A 13,811-nucleotide genomic window follows, 5' to 3' on the forward strand; every position below is an offset into this window, starting at 1 on the left:
ACTACCCCAGCAATCGTTTTTTTAATGGTGATAAGCTAAACATAAAGCAGGTGAAAATAAAGATGCAAATTCCAATCCATAAGAATACATGTGTATAGTTATCAAGTTGAGTTAATGTATTGGTAACAGTTGCGCTTTTGGGTGAGGTGAGCGAGGCAACATAACCGCCTAATAGACTTGCAAATGCCATAAATACCCACCATAAACCAATGACAAAACCGGTAAAGCGTAGTGGCACTAACTGTGCAACCATTGCCAGTCCTAATGCTGAGATTAATAGCTCGCCAGTTGATTGCAAAAAGTAGCTTAAAATAAGCCAGTTGCTAGAAATAATTCCTGCGTCATTAGCAAAAAACTTAGAGCAATAAAGTGTAATAAAAGACAAGCTCAACAATAGCATGCCTAAGGTGAATTTGTGATAAATGCTTAAAGAGTATTTGGTATTGTTAGATTTTGTATAATAGTAAGCAAGAATAGGGCTCATGATAACAACCCAAATTGGATTTAATGCTTGGAATGTTTCTGGTGCTATGGGAATGCCAAAAATGCTATGTATGGTGTTGTTAATGGCGTAAAAGTTGATAGAAGTTTGCATCTGCATATAAGATATTTTATAGGCAATTGCTTCAGTCATTAGGATAAGCGCTAACAACATTTTAAAAAAGAATCCTTCCTTTTTTATGCTAAACATTAGCCATAAATAAGCAAGCAAAGTAACTGTAAACGTAAGTACAACGATAGACTTAGCTAAGGCGATATTATTTAGTAGCCTCTCTACGATAAAAACCAAGACAATAACGCTAATAATGGTCAGAGCGAGTGCTTTAAGATTTAGCGGCTTCGCGCCTGCCTCAGTATGCACATTCTTCATGGTGAAGCCAAACCCAACAAAGGTTAGCAGTGATAAAAAGGTGGCAATAACGGCAGCAGAGAAAGCTGCTGAATAGCCAAAGTTGTGTGCAAGGGTCGGCACGATAAATAAACCTAACATCGACCCGATATTGATTGCCATGTAGAAAAGCGTAAAGGCATTGTGTAGGCGGTTACCATCATCTTGAGGGTAACATTTAGCGAGTAAGCTAGATGGGTTTGATTTAAACAATCCTGTACCGATGCAAATAAGCGACATGGCATAATAGACGGTACTTACACTATTAAGAGTCATTAATATATAGCCAGCAAGTAAGGTAATTAACCCCAAAATAATGGTACGTTTGGCGCCCAATATTTTATCGCCAAGGTAGCCGCCAAGCACAATAAAGGCATAAACTAAAGCAGCAAATGCGCCGTACAAAATAAAGGCTTGATCCGTTGGCATGTTAAGTTTTCGTGTAAGATAAACTGCGAGTATTCCTGTTAGCGCCATGTAACCAAAGCGCTCCCAAACTTCAAGCATAAAAATCGTGTAGAATGCTTTTGGGTGCTTGCGTGCTATTGTTTCCATTATTAAGCCTTGTGTTTTAAGCATTTTTTGATCTAAAAATGCTATCCATATTTTAAGTGTCAGCAGTATATACTGCTGACTTTCCTTGATAAAGGAAATTTAAAATGTAATAGCTCAAAAAACTCAGATGGTTTGTAATGAACATCATAATAATGCTGTAGCTTCCAAGATTCAACCCGCTAAATGATTGTGTTACAATCGGGGCATTCTTTTTTGCGGTATGACAGCATGGATAAAATCACAATTAAAGGTGCGAAAACGCATAATCTTAAAAATATCGATTTAGAGATTCCTCGCGATAAATTAACGGTTATAACGGGTTTAAGTGGTTCAGGTAAATCGTCGCTAGCATTTGATACACTTTACGCTGAAGGGCAGCGGCGTTATGTTGAGTCGTTATCGAGTTATGCCAGACAGTTTCTGTCGCTAATGGATAAGCCAGAAGTCGAGCATATTGAAGGTTTGTCTCCGGCAATTTCCATTGAACAGAAAACCACCTCGCATAATCCACGCTCAACAGTAGGGACAGTCACTGAAATCTATGATTACTTGCGTGTGTTATTTGCACGTATTGGTGAGCCGATGTGCCCTGTACATAAGGTTGAATTAAAGGCGCAAACGATTAGCCAGATGGTTGATCATACATTAAGTTTTGATGATGAAACAAAACTTATGATTGTCTCTCCCGTGATTGTTGATAAAAAGGGTGAGCATATCCAGTTGATGGAAAAGCTCTATGCTGAAGGGTATTTGCGTGCGCGCATTAATGGTGAGCTATATGAGCTTAGTGATCCGCCTAAATTGGATCGTTATAAAAAGCATACGATTGAAGTCGTAGTTGATCGCTTTAAACCACAAAAGAAAAACCAGCAGCGTTTAGCAGAGTCTTTTGAAACAGCATTAGATTTATCAGCGGGCATTGCGAAGCTTGTATTTTTAGAGGGTGAGCAAGATGATATTATCTTTTCATCCAAACATGCCTGTCCGCACTGTAATTATTCGCTTAAGGAATTGGCACCGAGAATTTTTTCATTCAATAGCCCAATTGGTGCTTGCCCAAGTTGTGATGGCTTAGGAACTAAGGCTTACTTTGATGCGGATAAGGTTATCGTTGATGATAACTTAAGTTTAAACCAAGGCGCATTGCATGGCTGGGATAAGCGTAATGGTTATTACTTTGCGCAATTAGAAGCGTTGGCTCGGCATTTTGATTTCTCACTGGATACCCCGTTTAATAAGCTCACCGATGCGCAAAAAGAATTGGTGCTAAATGGTTCAGGAAAAACTGAGATTAATATTTATTTCAAAAGCTCAGGTGGCAGAGAATATCGAGCACAGAAACCATTTGAGGGTGTATTGGCAAATTTCGAGCGTCGTTATAAAGAAACTGACTCAAACATGATTCGTGAAGAATTAAGTGAACTAATGAGTAATTTACCGTGCCCAAGTTGCAATGAAACGCGCTTAAATGAGGGTGCGCGCAATGTATTTATTGCCGGTAAAAATATCGCGCAATTAACAGCGCTGTCGATAAAAGATAGTGTTAAATGGTTAGATGATTTATCACTTGGTGGTCAAAAGCACGTGATTGCTGAGCGCTTGCTCAAAGAAATTCTGGCGCGTTTGGGCTTCTTAGTTAATGTCGGCTTGGATTATTTAAATCTATCACGGCAAGCTGATACGCTCTCAGGTGGTGAGGCGCAGCGTATTCGCTTAGCCAGTCAAATTGGTGCAGGCTTAGTTGGGGTGATGTATATTCTAGATGAGCCATCGATTGGACTACATCAACGTGATAATCAAAAACTATTAGATACCTTGCATCATTTACGTGATTTAGGTAATACGGTGATTGTGGTCGAGCATGATGAAGACGCGATTAAACAAGCCGATCATATTATTGATATAGGACCTGGTGCTGGTATTCATGGTGGGCAAATTGTCGCTGAAGGGCGCTTAAGTGAGATTATTGATAATAAAAACTCATTAACCGCAGACTATCTCTCCAAGCGCAAACAAATTGCGATTAATGGCAAAAAATTAAAGCCACAAAAAGGGCAATATGTTGAGATCTATGGTGCCAAGGGCAATAACCTGCAAAATGTTAATTTGAAAATTCCTTTGGGCTTATTAACTTGTGTCACTGGAGTGTCTGGTTCAGGTAAGTCAACCTTGATTAATCGCACGCTTTATCCCTTAGCGGCAAAATTGTTGAATAAAAACAACAGCATCACAGCGCAAGCCTATGATAAACACAAAGGTTTTGAGTTGCTGGATAAGGTTATCGATATTGATCAAAGCCCGATTGGGCGTACACCACGTTCAAATCCGGCAACCTATACCGGTGTTTTTACACCCATTCGTGAGCTGTTTGCAGCAACTGCGGAGTCGCGTTCACGTGGCTATCAGGTGGGACGTTTTAGCTTTAATGTCAAAGGTGGGCGTTGTGAAGCATGCCAAGGTGATGGCGTACTAAAGGTGGAAATGCACTTCTTGCCGGATGTTTATGTGCCATGCGATGTCTGTCAGGGCAAACGTTATAATCGTGAGACTTTAGAGATTCAATACAAAGGCAAAAATATCAGCGAAGTGCTTGATATGAGTATTGAAGAAGCTTTAGAGTTTTTCTCGGCGGTGCCACAAATTAAGCGTCGCTTACAAACGTTAATGGATGTTGGTTTGTCGTATATTACCTTGGGGCAAAATGCGACCACCTTGTCAGGTGGTGAGGCGCAAAGGGTGAAATTAGCCAAAGAGCTCTCAAAAACCGCAACCGGCAAAACGTTATATATTCTCGATGAACCAACCACAGGGCTGCATTTTCATGATATCCAGCAATTACTAAACGTTATTATGCGTTTGCGCGAGCAGGGTAATACCATTGTCATTATTGAACATAATTTAGATGTGATCAAAGTAGCAGATTGGATTATTGATTTAGGTCCTGAAGGGGGTGATGGCGGTGGTCAGATTATTGCCGAAGGTGCGCCAGCAAGCATTGCTAAAAATGCGCAGTCGCACACCGGCAGATTTTTAAAGATGATGCTGTAATATCCAAAGGGGGAGGATATGTTAAGACGTATAATTGTTTTACTGGGGACATTAACGATTATTTTTTCAGTGTATATTCCGTGGTTTAAGGCAGGTAAACATAAGAAGGTAACGCATAAAACTGTGATGTCTAGCATCCATTCAGCCAGTGATTTAAAGCAGTATTTGCGAGGTTAATGTGAAATATGTAGATCTCTGATAGCAATTTATCAAATGATTGTTATACTATGTATAACTTAAGTAACTGGAGTCTATCATGCATACAAACGCAAAAATTCTCAAATGGGGAAATAGTCTTGGGATTAGATTATCAGGCGCGCTCAGAGATTTAACGGACTTTAAGGCTGGAACGATTGTTGATGTTGAAATAAAGGCAGATGGTTTATTCATACGCAAAGCTAAACAAAAAACAATTTTGCCATTTTCGGAGTCATCATTACTTGATGGCTTAGATGAAAGCAGTCACAAAGATTTAATAGTTAAGCCTCAAGGCAATGAATGGCATGACTAAGCAGTATATTCCAGAGCGAAACGATATTGTCTGGCTTGACTTTGAGCCAACAAAAGGCAAGGAAATTGGCAAGTATCGCCCTGCTTTTGTCTTATCATCCAAAGAATATAATTCAAAAACAGCGACACTTATTTGCTGCCCAGTGAGTACATCTATTCGTGGCGGGGCTACCGAGGTCCTTATTAATAATATTGATAACTCATCTGTTGTAGCATCATCAATTGTGCAAACATTATCGTGGAAAGAGCGCAAATGCCGATTCATTGCTAAGGCAGAAAAAGGTGTGTTTAAAGACGTGATCCTTAGATTATTGCCTTTAATTGGTGCTGAAGAAATAATAGATGATCTTTTAAACAGTAGATGAGCCAATCAAAGCTAGCGCAGATTGGCACCAATAGAGGCTAAACGTTTTTTTAAACTTGGGTGGGTGGAAAACATATCATCCATACCGCCTGCGGCAAACTTACTACTAGCTGGATCATAAAGATAAGAGGCGCGACGCATACGTTCATTACTATTATGCGCGTAGCTTTGCGCAGTTTGCGGCTCGTTATGATTTTGACTGATTTTAATCAGTGCATTTGCCATCGGCTTGTTATCACGCATGAGCTCAACGGCACCAGCATCCGCCATATACTCGCGTGTACGACTTAAGAACAGTACCATCATACTGGTAATAATGGGTAGTATGAAACGCAGCAGCATAATCACCATAAAGATGATCGCCATCGCGTTGCCGCCATTATTGTTATCGCGACGATTGCGATTGCTACCAAAAAGTGTTGAATAGAATAAAAATTCAATCATAAACATCAGCATATTCGATAACACGACGGTAAATAGATTAAGCTTAATATCTTGATTACGAATATGCGTTAACTCGTGTGCCATCACTGCTTGCAGCTCATCGCGATTCAAGCGATTAGCAAGTGCACGTGTGACCGCAACCATCGATGATTTTTCAGAAAAGCCTGAAGCAAAGGCATTCATATAATCAGCTTCAATCAAATAGACTTTTGGCATATAGGGCATGTTAGCTGCAATCTTCATCTCTTCAGTAACATTATAAATACGCTGACAAAGTGGATCAGGATCATTTGCGGTGATCTCGCGATACTGAGTTCCTGCAAGCATGATCTTGTCATAATAGCTAAAGGTTGCGACAAGCCAAATAAATGCAATTACAGTGGATATGATCGTCGCCCAGGGCGTGAGTTTCAAGGTCGCCACAAGATAAGCGATATCAGCAAAACTTAAACGATATCCCGCATAAGTCACCATACCGCCATATTGACCATAGCGCCAAACAAGATCGATTAAAAAACCAAGCGCAAAAAAGATAATTAAAAATAAAGCGATAACGATATATGACTTGCGCGTATTCTTCTTAACGACTTCACGCCAATCAACACCGTTTATATCAATTGCTGCCATGGTTTATAGCTCAACACGACTATCTTCAAGCACTTGACGTTTTTCATCGCTGACTTGCCAGTAGATGAAATCTTCATCAAGCTTGCTTTTAAACATATTAACCACAATACCCGCGATCATTGATTTCTTATGAGCGTTGTACTTTTCAATACTGTCGTTAAAAGACTGCTTTGAAAACGCTAGTTTATTTTCGGTAGAGGTAATTTCTTCCTGCAATTGCATAACATTTTGATTGGCCTTTAAATCAGGATAATTTTCAAACTGAACATTTAAGCCACCGGCGATTTTTGAGATTTCATTTTCAGCTGCCATACGCGTTTCAGAGTCACCTTTCTCTTTGGCATGTATTGCCTGATTTCTTAAAGCGGTGACGTCTTTTAATGTCGTTTGCTCATAATCCATATACTTTTTGACGACACTAATCAGTGAGTCAAAGACTTTAGCGCGACGATCCAATTGAACATCAATTTGGCGTTCAGAATTTTTAACGGCTTCAATTTCAGCGATAAGACTGTTGTAAGTCATCAAGACATAGCCAAAAATCAAAGCGAGAATAACAACGATAATAATGAGGGCAACCATGGTTTTAGCTCCTAAATTTTATTGATTACTAAATTATCAAACAGTGTTAATTTGCCACGTATGTTGCTGGCATTCAAGCGTATTGTGTTTCATAATGACAGCATTTTTAAGCTTAAGTGTAATATAGATTGGGAAAAATGCTTGATTTAGTAGTTGTTGAACCAAAAAAAAAAGCGACACATACGGTGATATGGTTGCATGGTTTGGGTGCCGATGGACATGATTTTGAGGCGATTGTGCCAGAGTTGAATTTGCCAGTTGATGCAAATGTGCGTTTTATTTTCCCGCATGCGCCTGTGCAACCGGTGACGATTAACATGGGCATGGAAATGCGTGCTTGGTATGACATAAAACGCATTGATGATATAAAACGTGACGTGGACTGTAAAGGAATTGAAGATTCGTTAAATGCGCTAGATGAGATCATTAAATCACAGCTTAGTGACGGTGTTGCTACTGAGAATATGATTATTGCAGGTTTTTCTCAAGGCGGAGCGATTGCCGCCTTAGCAGGACTTACGATGCCTTACTCATTTGCCGGCATTGTGCTGTTATCAACTTATTTGCCAGATTGGGATTATTTTAAAACAAAGCTTAATAATACTAATCAGCAAACACCGTTTTTTATAGGGCATGGCAGTCATGACCCAGTGGTACCATTTGCTGCTGGTCAAATGCTTAAAGCTAAGCTTGAGGAATTGGGTATAAAACACAAATTTCATGACTACCCAATGGAGCATAGCGTGTGTATGCCAGAGATTCAGGACATTAGTCATTTTATTCAATCATGTTATGGGCTGATCAATGATACAGCCAGATAAATTAGATAAATTGATTATTGCTTCGCGTGATAGCCAGCTAGCATTATGGCAGAGCCGTTACGTCAAGGAATTGTTAGAGCAAACACATCCTGGATTGATTTGTGAGATTATCACAATGAAAACACAAGGCGATAAGATTCTTGATCGCCCATTGAATCAAATCGGTGGTAAAGCACTTTTCATGAAAGAGCTTGAAGTAGCAATGACGAAGGGGCGTGCAGATATCGCTGTTCATTCATTGAAAGATGTTCCGTATGAGCTACCTGAAGGCTTTGCATTGGGTGCTTTTTGTCAACGTGAGAATCCACAAGATGCTTTTGTGTCGAATGCTTTTGCTAGTATTGATGATTTGCCACGAGGGGCGATTGTTGGCACATCAAGTCTAAGGCGTAAAGCGCAACTGTTAGCCTATCGATCAGACTTAAATGTTCGTGATTTGCGTGGCAATGTGCAAACACGACTCAAAAAACTTGATGATGGTCTATATGATGCGATTATTTTGGCAGCAGCTGGATTGATTCGCTTAGAGCTAACTGCGCGCATCAAAAGCTTGATTGATGTTAATATTTCCTTGCCAGCTGTTGGGCAGGGCATTGTCGTTGTTGAGTATTTAGCACAGAACCCTCAAATTAAAGCACTATTAAATGCTATTGATAACGAAGATGCTAGAGTATGCGCCTTGGCAGAGCGTAGCTTTAATGAAGCGCTACAAGGTGGCTGTCATGTGCCAATTGCTGCATTTTGTGAAAAAGATGCTAACAGCTTGCAGTTAACGGCAATGGTCGCTAGTAGCGATGGTAAACAGCTAATGCGCGAAGTATTGATTGGTAGTAATGCTATTGATCTAGGTAAAGCGTTAGCACAAAAGATGATTGAAAAGGGTGCAAAGGCCATATTGCAACAATGATGCAGAAGATTACATGCCAAAAATGCTAGCATGGCTACCGATATCAAGAAGTGTAATGCTCTCGCCATCAATTTTAAGGTATAACAATAAGTCATCAGGCTTTAAGTGCAGCTCTCGAATACCCTTTAAATTACCTTTGAGCTCATGATCTTTGTATTTTCTGGGAATCGGTCTGTTATTGCTCAGAAGCTCAATAATGAGCTTGAGCTCCTTTAAAACGGCTTTATTGGCGCGATATTTCTTTAGTGACTTGATAAACCGCTTCTTTTGGATGATGTCAAGCATTCTTAATCATCTCGTCTAGGTGCTTTAAAAAATCTTCGCTACTACAGCGCTCATCACCAGTGGTATCCAGTAAAGATTTCTCAATTGGAGTAAGTGTTTTTTTATAAGCATTTGCGAGTAGCAATCGAGCATATGAACTTGTGGATAATCCAGCTTCTTTTGCACTATTTTTTAGACTTTTAGCTAAGCTATCTTCTAACATGACTTGTATTTTTTGCATATCATCACCTGTACTCTTTATGATTCATCAAGAGTAATTCTAGCATGCAAAAAGGGTGTTGTCGTTTACTTAATGGATTAAGCTTCAATATTTTCCGAGCAATCCTTCATGCTCTGAATGAAGCCGAAGGACGATGTAGAGATAACATATGGCTTCGACTAATGCTCAGCTAACGCTTATATAATGGTATAGCAACTTAAAGAAAAATTGACTTCTCAATAAAACGTAGTAATCCAAAAAAGCTTTCCTGAAAAGGTCGTCTTTTATAGTTGCTATAGGGGCTCATAACTAGAATAGGAAAGCTACCAGCCAAAATGCAGGCAAGACATCCAGTAAGTAGTCGATCATCAACAAGAGCAAGTTCATGTGCTTTACATTGTGCAAGCTCTTGAATTTTTAATAAGCCATCGGGATAAGGCTTTTTAGCAACACCATCGATAAAGCGGATATTAGGGAAGTGTGTAGCAAAATACTGAGCGCGCTCTGCGGTTGGCATATTTGAAAGAATAAAAATATTATGTTCACTATACTTCTCCGTTAGCGCGTTAAGCCAATTGAGAATTTTTTCATCCGGTAATGGTTGACCATGAGGCGCAAGTACGCCATCAAAATCAAGCGCAATATAACGAATACCTGATTTTTTAAGTTTTTCAGGATTTAACTGTATGACATTTTCCACTTGATGTTTGCGCTGGGCAATCGCTTTTATTTTTTTACGTTGATACCAGCTCATTTTAATCGTAAAACTAAATCGTCCCATTAAATCTATATTCCTGATGTGTTATTGGTATTATTTTGTTTATCTTCTTGTATTGCAAGCGCTTGCTTATATAGGGCATTTTTTTTGCCTTGGGTAAGCTCTACTGCGATGCTGACGGCTTTTTTAATTGGCAGTTCCTCAAGCAATAGGCTAAGCAGTTTATGTTCATCAACAATAGTATCGTCTTTTTCATCTGCCTTAATTCCTTCAATGAGGATAACAAATTCTCCCTTTGTTAATGAAGAATCTTGTGCAAAGTCAGACAAAATATCATTAGCAGTCCCATGAAAGAAACGCTCAAATTGTTTGGTCAATTCTTTGGCAACAACTAGTGTGTGATTTGGTAATGTGTCTTGAATATCTGTGAGTGTGGCAATAATTCGATGTGTTGACTCATAAAAGGCTGTTGTGATCGTTGATTTTTCAATGCTTTGTAAAATCTTTTTGCGAGCTCCTGACTTAGCAGGTAAGAAACCTTTAAATTGAAAGCCATCGGTTGCAATACCAGCTGCGGATAAGGCGGTAATCAGAGCGCTAGCACCAGGTAATGGCACTACGGCATAGCCTTTTTCACGCAGCGTTTTTACCAAGTAAAAGCCGGGATCACTAATCAATGGCGTGCCGGCATCACTAACTAAAGCCACTATTTTTTGATCGTTTAAGTGCTCGATTAATAAATCAACACGCGCCTGTTCGTTATGTTCATGGCAAGAGATAATTACTGGTGGCTTAATTGCATATTGCTCTAACAATTTGCGCGTGACTCGCGTATCTTCAGCAAAGATTATCTCAGCTTGTTTTAAAGCATCTAAAGCACGCAACGTAATATCCTGTAAATTGCCGATTGGTGTCGCGACAACATATAACACACCGCGTTCAATTTGATTTTTCATAAGCTTTTTTACCTAACCCTAACTAGGGGGAAAACTATTTTAAGGAGATGCGACGTTAAAAAATAAATTACTATATTCATATGGGTTACTCCAGTATTTTCCAATGACCTCTTGTGCCCCCAATTCGCTGAATATAACCATTCTCGCGAAGTTGTCGAATGTTTTTTTCAATAGCTGCAGTGGTAATAGAGAGCATGATTGATAGTTGTTTCGCAGAAATTTTGGGATCATTTCTCATTGCAGATAGTATTTTAAGTTTAGTATTACCTAACTCATTACCTAACTCATTACCTAACTCATTACCTAACTCATTACCTAACTCATTACCTAACTCATTACCTAACTCATTACCTAACTCATTACCTAACTTAGATGATTTCTGTAACTCGATCAATATTCCCCCAGACTTTTCTATGATTTGTGGTGGAGGCATAAAGGCAGCTTTGCAGGTATCGATGATTTTTTCAATTCCACGACCCCAAGAGTCGATATAGCCAGCTCGATAGCAAACCTCTGCCAATAGGGGATTGCGAGGGATAGACTCATGTGTTTTAAATAGCTGTTCAATCGATAAATCCTCTGGAAGGGAGCCTGCATTCCACAAGGTTAGCTTATGATCATAAACCTTCATCTGTGTCATGCTGCCAAGGTAGCTACGATGGACTAATGCATTTAGTAGCATTTCACGCAACGCTGCTACAGGATATTCGAGTTCCTCGATGCGCTTGACACCCTCAAAGCGGATAGGCTTAGTCAAGAATTTTTTTTCCAGTTGTTCTATTGCATCATGCAATATTTGAATTAAATTTCCCTCGCATGTTTCCTGAAAGCGAATATCAGTATCTGTTTGACCAAATCGACCTATTTTAACGAATAAATTAGGGTAGAACTCTTGAGGGTCTTTTCCGAATAATACCAAGGCTGCTCGTGTTATGCCTTGACGAGTTATTAAGTGTAATTTTTGCAGTACTTCTTTTGAGTTTAATTTATCTAAATTAGGTAAGCGCCCAGCGGTTGCAGCATCAGTTTTAAAGCGTTGAATTGTATTGCTATCGATATCATCTAAAGTTGCATGCTCTTCGATTACTCGATCCCATGTTATACCCATTTTACGCATCAAAAAATCACTCAACGCATTACCTTTTAATTCCTGTTTGGTACTTCCGGAGCGCCAATAATATTGACCACGCAGTGAGATGGGGATACTTGCTGAGTTAACAATGATTTCAATATATGATTTTCCTTGTTCTGTATGCAGGTTAATTATGGGTATCAAACCCAGTTGGTCACGAATTTTATTGGGGAGTTCTTCTAACAGTCTTTTAGTATTAGGTAGTCCAATTACTTTGCCGCAGTCATTAACGCCAATATATATTTTGCCACCTTGGGCATTGGCAAAACCGCAAATCCACTTTAGATATTCATCTTGCCAAGATGATTTCCATTCAACATTATGAGATTCAGGAGAATTGGAAATAATCATGATAATAAACTCACTAAATGGGCGATATCACCGGCACCTTGTACGAGTACCACATCATGCGCTGTGGCAAGTTTATCGATAAGGGTTTTGGCTTCGTTGTTATTATCAACGTAAAAGCATTGCGGGTGTTTGTTTGTTAATGCATTAAATAAATCCAATGAATGCGCGCCCTCAATTGGGTCTTCACTGGCGGCGTAACTGCGCATTAGAATCACAATATCCGCACTGTTTAAACAACCGATAAACTCATGAAATAAATCGCGCGTCCGTGTATAGCGGTGAGGCTGATAGATGTGGATAAGGCGTTGATGCGGAAATTGTTGTGAAACAGCATCCAGTGTGCTTTGAATCTCAACCGGATGGTGACCATAATCATCAATGAGCTCGATTGAATGATTGTTAATAGTGGTTTGGTAGTGATTAAAGCGACGATAAATACCTTTAAAGCTTAATAGTGCCTGTTTAATCGTATTCTCGGCAATGCCAAACATAAGGCAAAGTGCAATGGCAGCAAGCGTATTTTCAGCATTATGCTTACCAGGCAAGGTGCTTATGAAGTCGTTATAGCTCTTATCTGTAATGGTAATATCAAATTTCGCGTGATGTGTTGTTTGCTCGAAATGAGTGATTTGAATATCCATATCATTGTTTAAACCATAATGTAGGGCATTTGGCTTGTGTGTTTTTATCCTCTCTACGAGTTGATAAGCGCTGTTACTGCCACTGCCAATAAGAATTTCGCCACTAACGTTATCAGCTAAAGCGAAATTAGCAAAGCTTTGAATAAGGGCTTTAATTTCATGTTGATAGGTTTGCATATGATCAAGATCAACGTTACTGATAATAATATGCTTAGGGTGTATCTTAAGAAATGAGGCATCACTTTCATCGGCCTCAATAATCATATAAGGTGAATTGCCAGCATGTGCGTGATGCGTGAAGTTATTAGCAAGTCCACCGTTAATAAAACTTGGATCAAGTCCTGCTTCACGCATGATATGTGCCAAAAGACTAGTGATCGTTGTTTTGCCATGAGTGCCAGTAATGGCAATAAGCTCAGCATAGTCTTTACTTAAAAAGGCTAAGAATTCGGCGCGATGATAAATTTTTATGTTTTGATTCAATGCCTTTTGATATTCAGGGTTATCTTTGCGCATGGCGGAGGTATAAATCACCGCATCAGCATTGGTTAAGTTCTTAGCATCATGCCCATGTGTGATATGCGCACCCATTTTAGTAAGCTTTGATGTGAGCTCTGATGATTGCAAATCAGAGCCAGATACACGATAGCCTTTTTGTAGGCAAAATATCGCAAGTGCTGACATGCCCATGCCGCCAATGCCGATAAAATGATAATGTGGTGTTTTTTGTGTCGTTGTCACGGTGATTATTTATTATGGCAAATCAATACTGCTAAGTAGTT

15 protein-coding genes are annotated in these 13,811 nt (G+C 39.4%); 6 read left to right on the forward strand and 9 right to left on the reverse strand.

The features are described 5' to 3' along the window. Position 1 precedes the first annotated feature (1 nt). On the reverse strand, positions 2–1,444 hold the full coding sequence (locus DNJ75_RS08530; RefSeq protein ID WP_117003067.1) for an oligopeptide:H+ symporter: 1,443 nt from the start codon (positions 1,442–1,444) through the stop codon (positions 2–4). A 228-nt stretch (positions 1,445–1,672) separates the two neighbouring features. Between DNJ75_RS08530 and uvrA the strand changes: the two genes are divergently transcribed. From uvrA to DNJ75_RS08545, 4 genes are all read left to right on the forward strand, one after another. Beyond that, positions 1,673–4,492: an excinuclease ABC subunit UvrA gene (gene uvrA, locus DNJ75_RS08535; protein ID WP_117003031.1), complete on the forward strand. Its 2,820-nt coding sequence runs from the start codon at positions 1,673–1,675 to the stop codon at positions 4,490–4,492. An 18-nt stretch (positions 4,493–4,510) separates the two neighbouring features. Continuing rightward, complete coding sequence (locus tag DNJ75_RS15350; protein ID WP_157968275.1) at positions 4,511–4,669, forward strand: hypothetical protein; 159 nt, start codon at positions 4,511–4,513, stop codon at positions 4,667–4,669. 79 nt (positions 4,670–4,748) lie between these two features. Further along, positions 4,749–5,003: an AbrB/MazE/SpoVT family DNA-binding domain-containing protein gene (locus DNJ75_RS08540; protein WP_117003032.1), complete on the forward strand. Its 255-nt coding sequence runs from the start codon at positions 4,749–4,751 to the stop codon at positions 5,001–5,003. Then, positions 4,996–5,367, forward strand: a complete 372-nt coding sequence (locus DNJ75_RS08545; RefSeq protein WP_117003033.1) for a type II toxin-antitoxin system PemK/MazF family toxin — start codon at positions 4,996–4,998, stop codon at positions 5,365–5,367. The genes DNJ75_RS08540 and DNJ75_RS08545 overlap by 8 nt, the downstream gene beginning before the upstream one ends. Positions 5,368–5,378: 11 nt before the next feature. On the opposite strand, the gene htpX is transcribed toward DNJ75_RS08545, so the two are convergent. Next, positions 5,379–6,437: a zinc metalloprotease HtpX gene (htpX, locus tag DNJ75_RS08550; protein WP_117003034.1), complete on the reverse strand. Its 1,059-nt coding sequence runs from the start codon at positions 6,435–6,437 to the stop codon at positions 5,379–5,381. 3 nt (positions 6,438–6,440) lie between these two features. After that, positions 6,441–7,019: a LemA family protein gene (locus tag DNJ75_RS08555; RefSeq protein ID WP_117003035.1), complete on the reverse strand. Its 579-nt coding sequence runs from the start codon at positions 7,017–7,019 to the stop codon at positions 6,441–6,443. Positions 7,020–7,156: 137 nt separating this feature from the next. Here DNJ75_RS08555 and DNJ75_RS08560 point away from each other — a divergent pair, with 137 nt between their 5' ends. Next, positions 7,157–7,840: an alpha/beta hydrolase gene (locus DNJ75_RS08560; protein WP_117003036.1), complete on the forward strand. Its 684-nt coding sequence runs from the start codon at positions 7,157–7,159 to the stop codon at positions 7,838–7,840. Further along, positions 7,824–8,747 (forward strand): hydroxymethylbilane synthase, encoded by a 924-nt coding sequence (gene hemC, locus DNJ75_RS08565; protein ID WP_117003037.1) that lies wholly within the window; start codon positions 7,824–7,826, stop codon positions 8,745–8,747. The genes DNJ75_RS08560 and hemC overlap by 17 nt, the downstream gene beginning before the upstream one ends. Positions 8,748–8,756: 9 nt before the next feature. Here hemC and DNJ75_RS08570 read toward each other — a convergent pair whose 3' ends face one another. The 6 genes from DNJ75_RS08570 to murC all read right to left on the reverse strand — a co-directional run bounded on the left by DNJ75_RS08570 (position 8,757) and on the right by murC (position 13,770). Then, positions 8,757–9,032, reverse strand: a complete 276-nt coding sequence (locus tag DNJ75_RS08570) for a type II toxin-antitoxin system RelE/ParE family toxin (protein ID WP_117003038.1) — start codon at positions 9,030–9,032, stop codon at positions 8,757–8,759. Further along, positions 9,025–9,252, reverse strand: a complete 228-nt coding sequence (locus DNJ75_RS08575) for a hypothetical protein (RefSeq protein ID WP_117003039.1) — start codon at positions 9,250–9,252, stop codon at positions 9,025–9,027. The genes DNJ75_RS08570 and DNJ75_RS08575 overlap by 8 nt, the downstream gene beginning before the upstream one ends. 196 nt (positions 9,253–9,448) lie before the next feature. Continuing rightward, positions 9,449–10,012 carry a YqeG family HAD IIIA-type phosphatase gene (locus DNJ75_RS08580; protein WP_117003040.1) on the reverse strand — a complete coding sequence of 188 codons (564 nt, stop codon included), beginning with the start codon at positions 10,010–10,012 and terminating at the stop codon, positions 9,449–9,451. A gap of 5 nt (positions 10,013–10,017) precedes the next feature. Further along, entirely contained in the window at positions 10,018–10,905 is an 888-nt protein-coding gene (gene rsmI, locus DNJ75_RS08585) for a 16S rRNA (cytidine(1402)-2'-O)-methyltransferase (RefSeq protein ID WP_117003041.1), read from the reverse strand. A gap of 85 nt (positions 10,906–10,990) precedes the next feature. Further along, entirely contained in the window at positions 10,991–12,388 is a 1,398-nt protein-coding gene (locus tag DNJ75_RS08590) for an ATP-binding protein (protein ID WP_117003042.1), read from the reverse strand. After that, positions 12,385–13,770, reverse strand: coding sequence for a UDP-N-acetylmuramate--L-alanine ligase (gene murC, locus DNJ75_RS08595; RefSeq protein ID WP_117003043.1), 1,386 nt, complete (start codon positions 13,768–13,770; stop codon positions 12,385–12,387). Before murC ends, DNJ75_RS08590 begins: the two co-directional genes overlap by 4 nt. Positions 13,771–13,811 lie beyond the last annotated feature (41 nt).

Origin of the sequence: Cysteiniphilum litorale (assembly GCF_003428165.1) — a bacterium.
Lineage (GTDB): Bacteria > Pseudomonadota > Gammaproteobacteria > Francisellales > Francisellaceae > Caedibacter > Caedibacter litoralis.

Coding starts and splice junctions, on each gene's coding strand:
- rsmI (WP_117003041.1), bottom strand. CDS start 10,905: ATGAAAAATCAAATTGAACGCGGTGTGTTATATGTTGTCGCGACACCA.
- DNJ75_RS08540 (WP_117003032.1), top strand. CDS start 4,749: ATGCATACAAACGCAAAAATTCTCAAATGGGGAAATAGTCTTGGGATT.
- DNJ75_RS08560 (WP_117003036.1), top strand. CDS start 7,157: ATGCTTGATTTAGTAGTTGTTGAACCAAAAAAAAAAGCGACACATACG.
- DNJ75_RS08570 (WP_117003038.1), bottom strand. CDS start 9,032: ATGCTTGACATCATCCAAAAGAAGCGGTTTATCAAGTCACTAAAGAAA.
- DNJ75_RS08580 (WP_117003040.1), bottom strand. CDS start 10,012: ATGGGACGATTTAGTTTTACGATTAAAATGAGCTGGTATCAACGTAAA.
- htpX (WP_117003034.1), bottom strand. CDS start 6,437: ATGGCAGCAATTGATATAAACGGTGTTGATTGGCGTGAAGTCGTTAAG.
- DNJ75_RS08575 (WP_117003039.1), bottom strand. CDS start 9,252: ATGCAAAAAATACAAGTCATGTTAGAAGATAGCTTAGCTAAAAGTCTA.
- DNJ75_RS15350 (WP_157968275.1), top strand. CDS start 4,511: ATGTTAAGACGTATAATTGTTTTACTGGGGACATTAACGATTATTTTT.
- hemC (WP_117003037.1), top strand. CDS start 7,824: ATGATACAGCCAGATAAATTAGATAAATTGATTATTGCTTCGCGTGAT.
- DNJ75_RS08590 (WP_117003042.1), bottom strand. CDS start 12,388: ATGATTATTTCCAATTCTCCTGAATCTCATAATGTTGAATGGAAATCA.
- uvrA (WP_117003031.1), top strand. CDS start 1,673: ATGGATAAAATCACAATTAAAGGTGCGAAAACGCATAATCTTAAAAAT.
- DNJ75_RS08530 (WP_117003067.1), bottom strand. CDS start 1,444: ATGGAAACAATAGCACGCAAGCACCCAAAAGCATTCTACACGATTTTT.
- DNJ75_RS08555 (WP_117003035.1), bottom strand. CDS start 7,019: ATGGTTGCCCTCATTATTATCGTTGTTATTCTCGCTTTGATTTTTGGC.
- DNJ75_RS08545 (WP_117003033.1), top strand. CDS start 4,996: ATGACTAAGCAGTATATTCCAGAGCGAAACGATATTGTCTGGCTTGAC.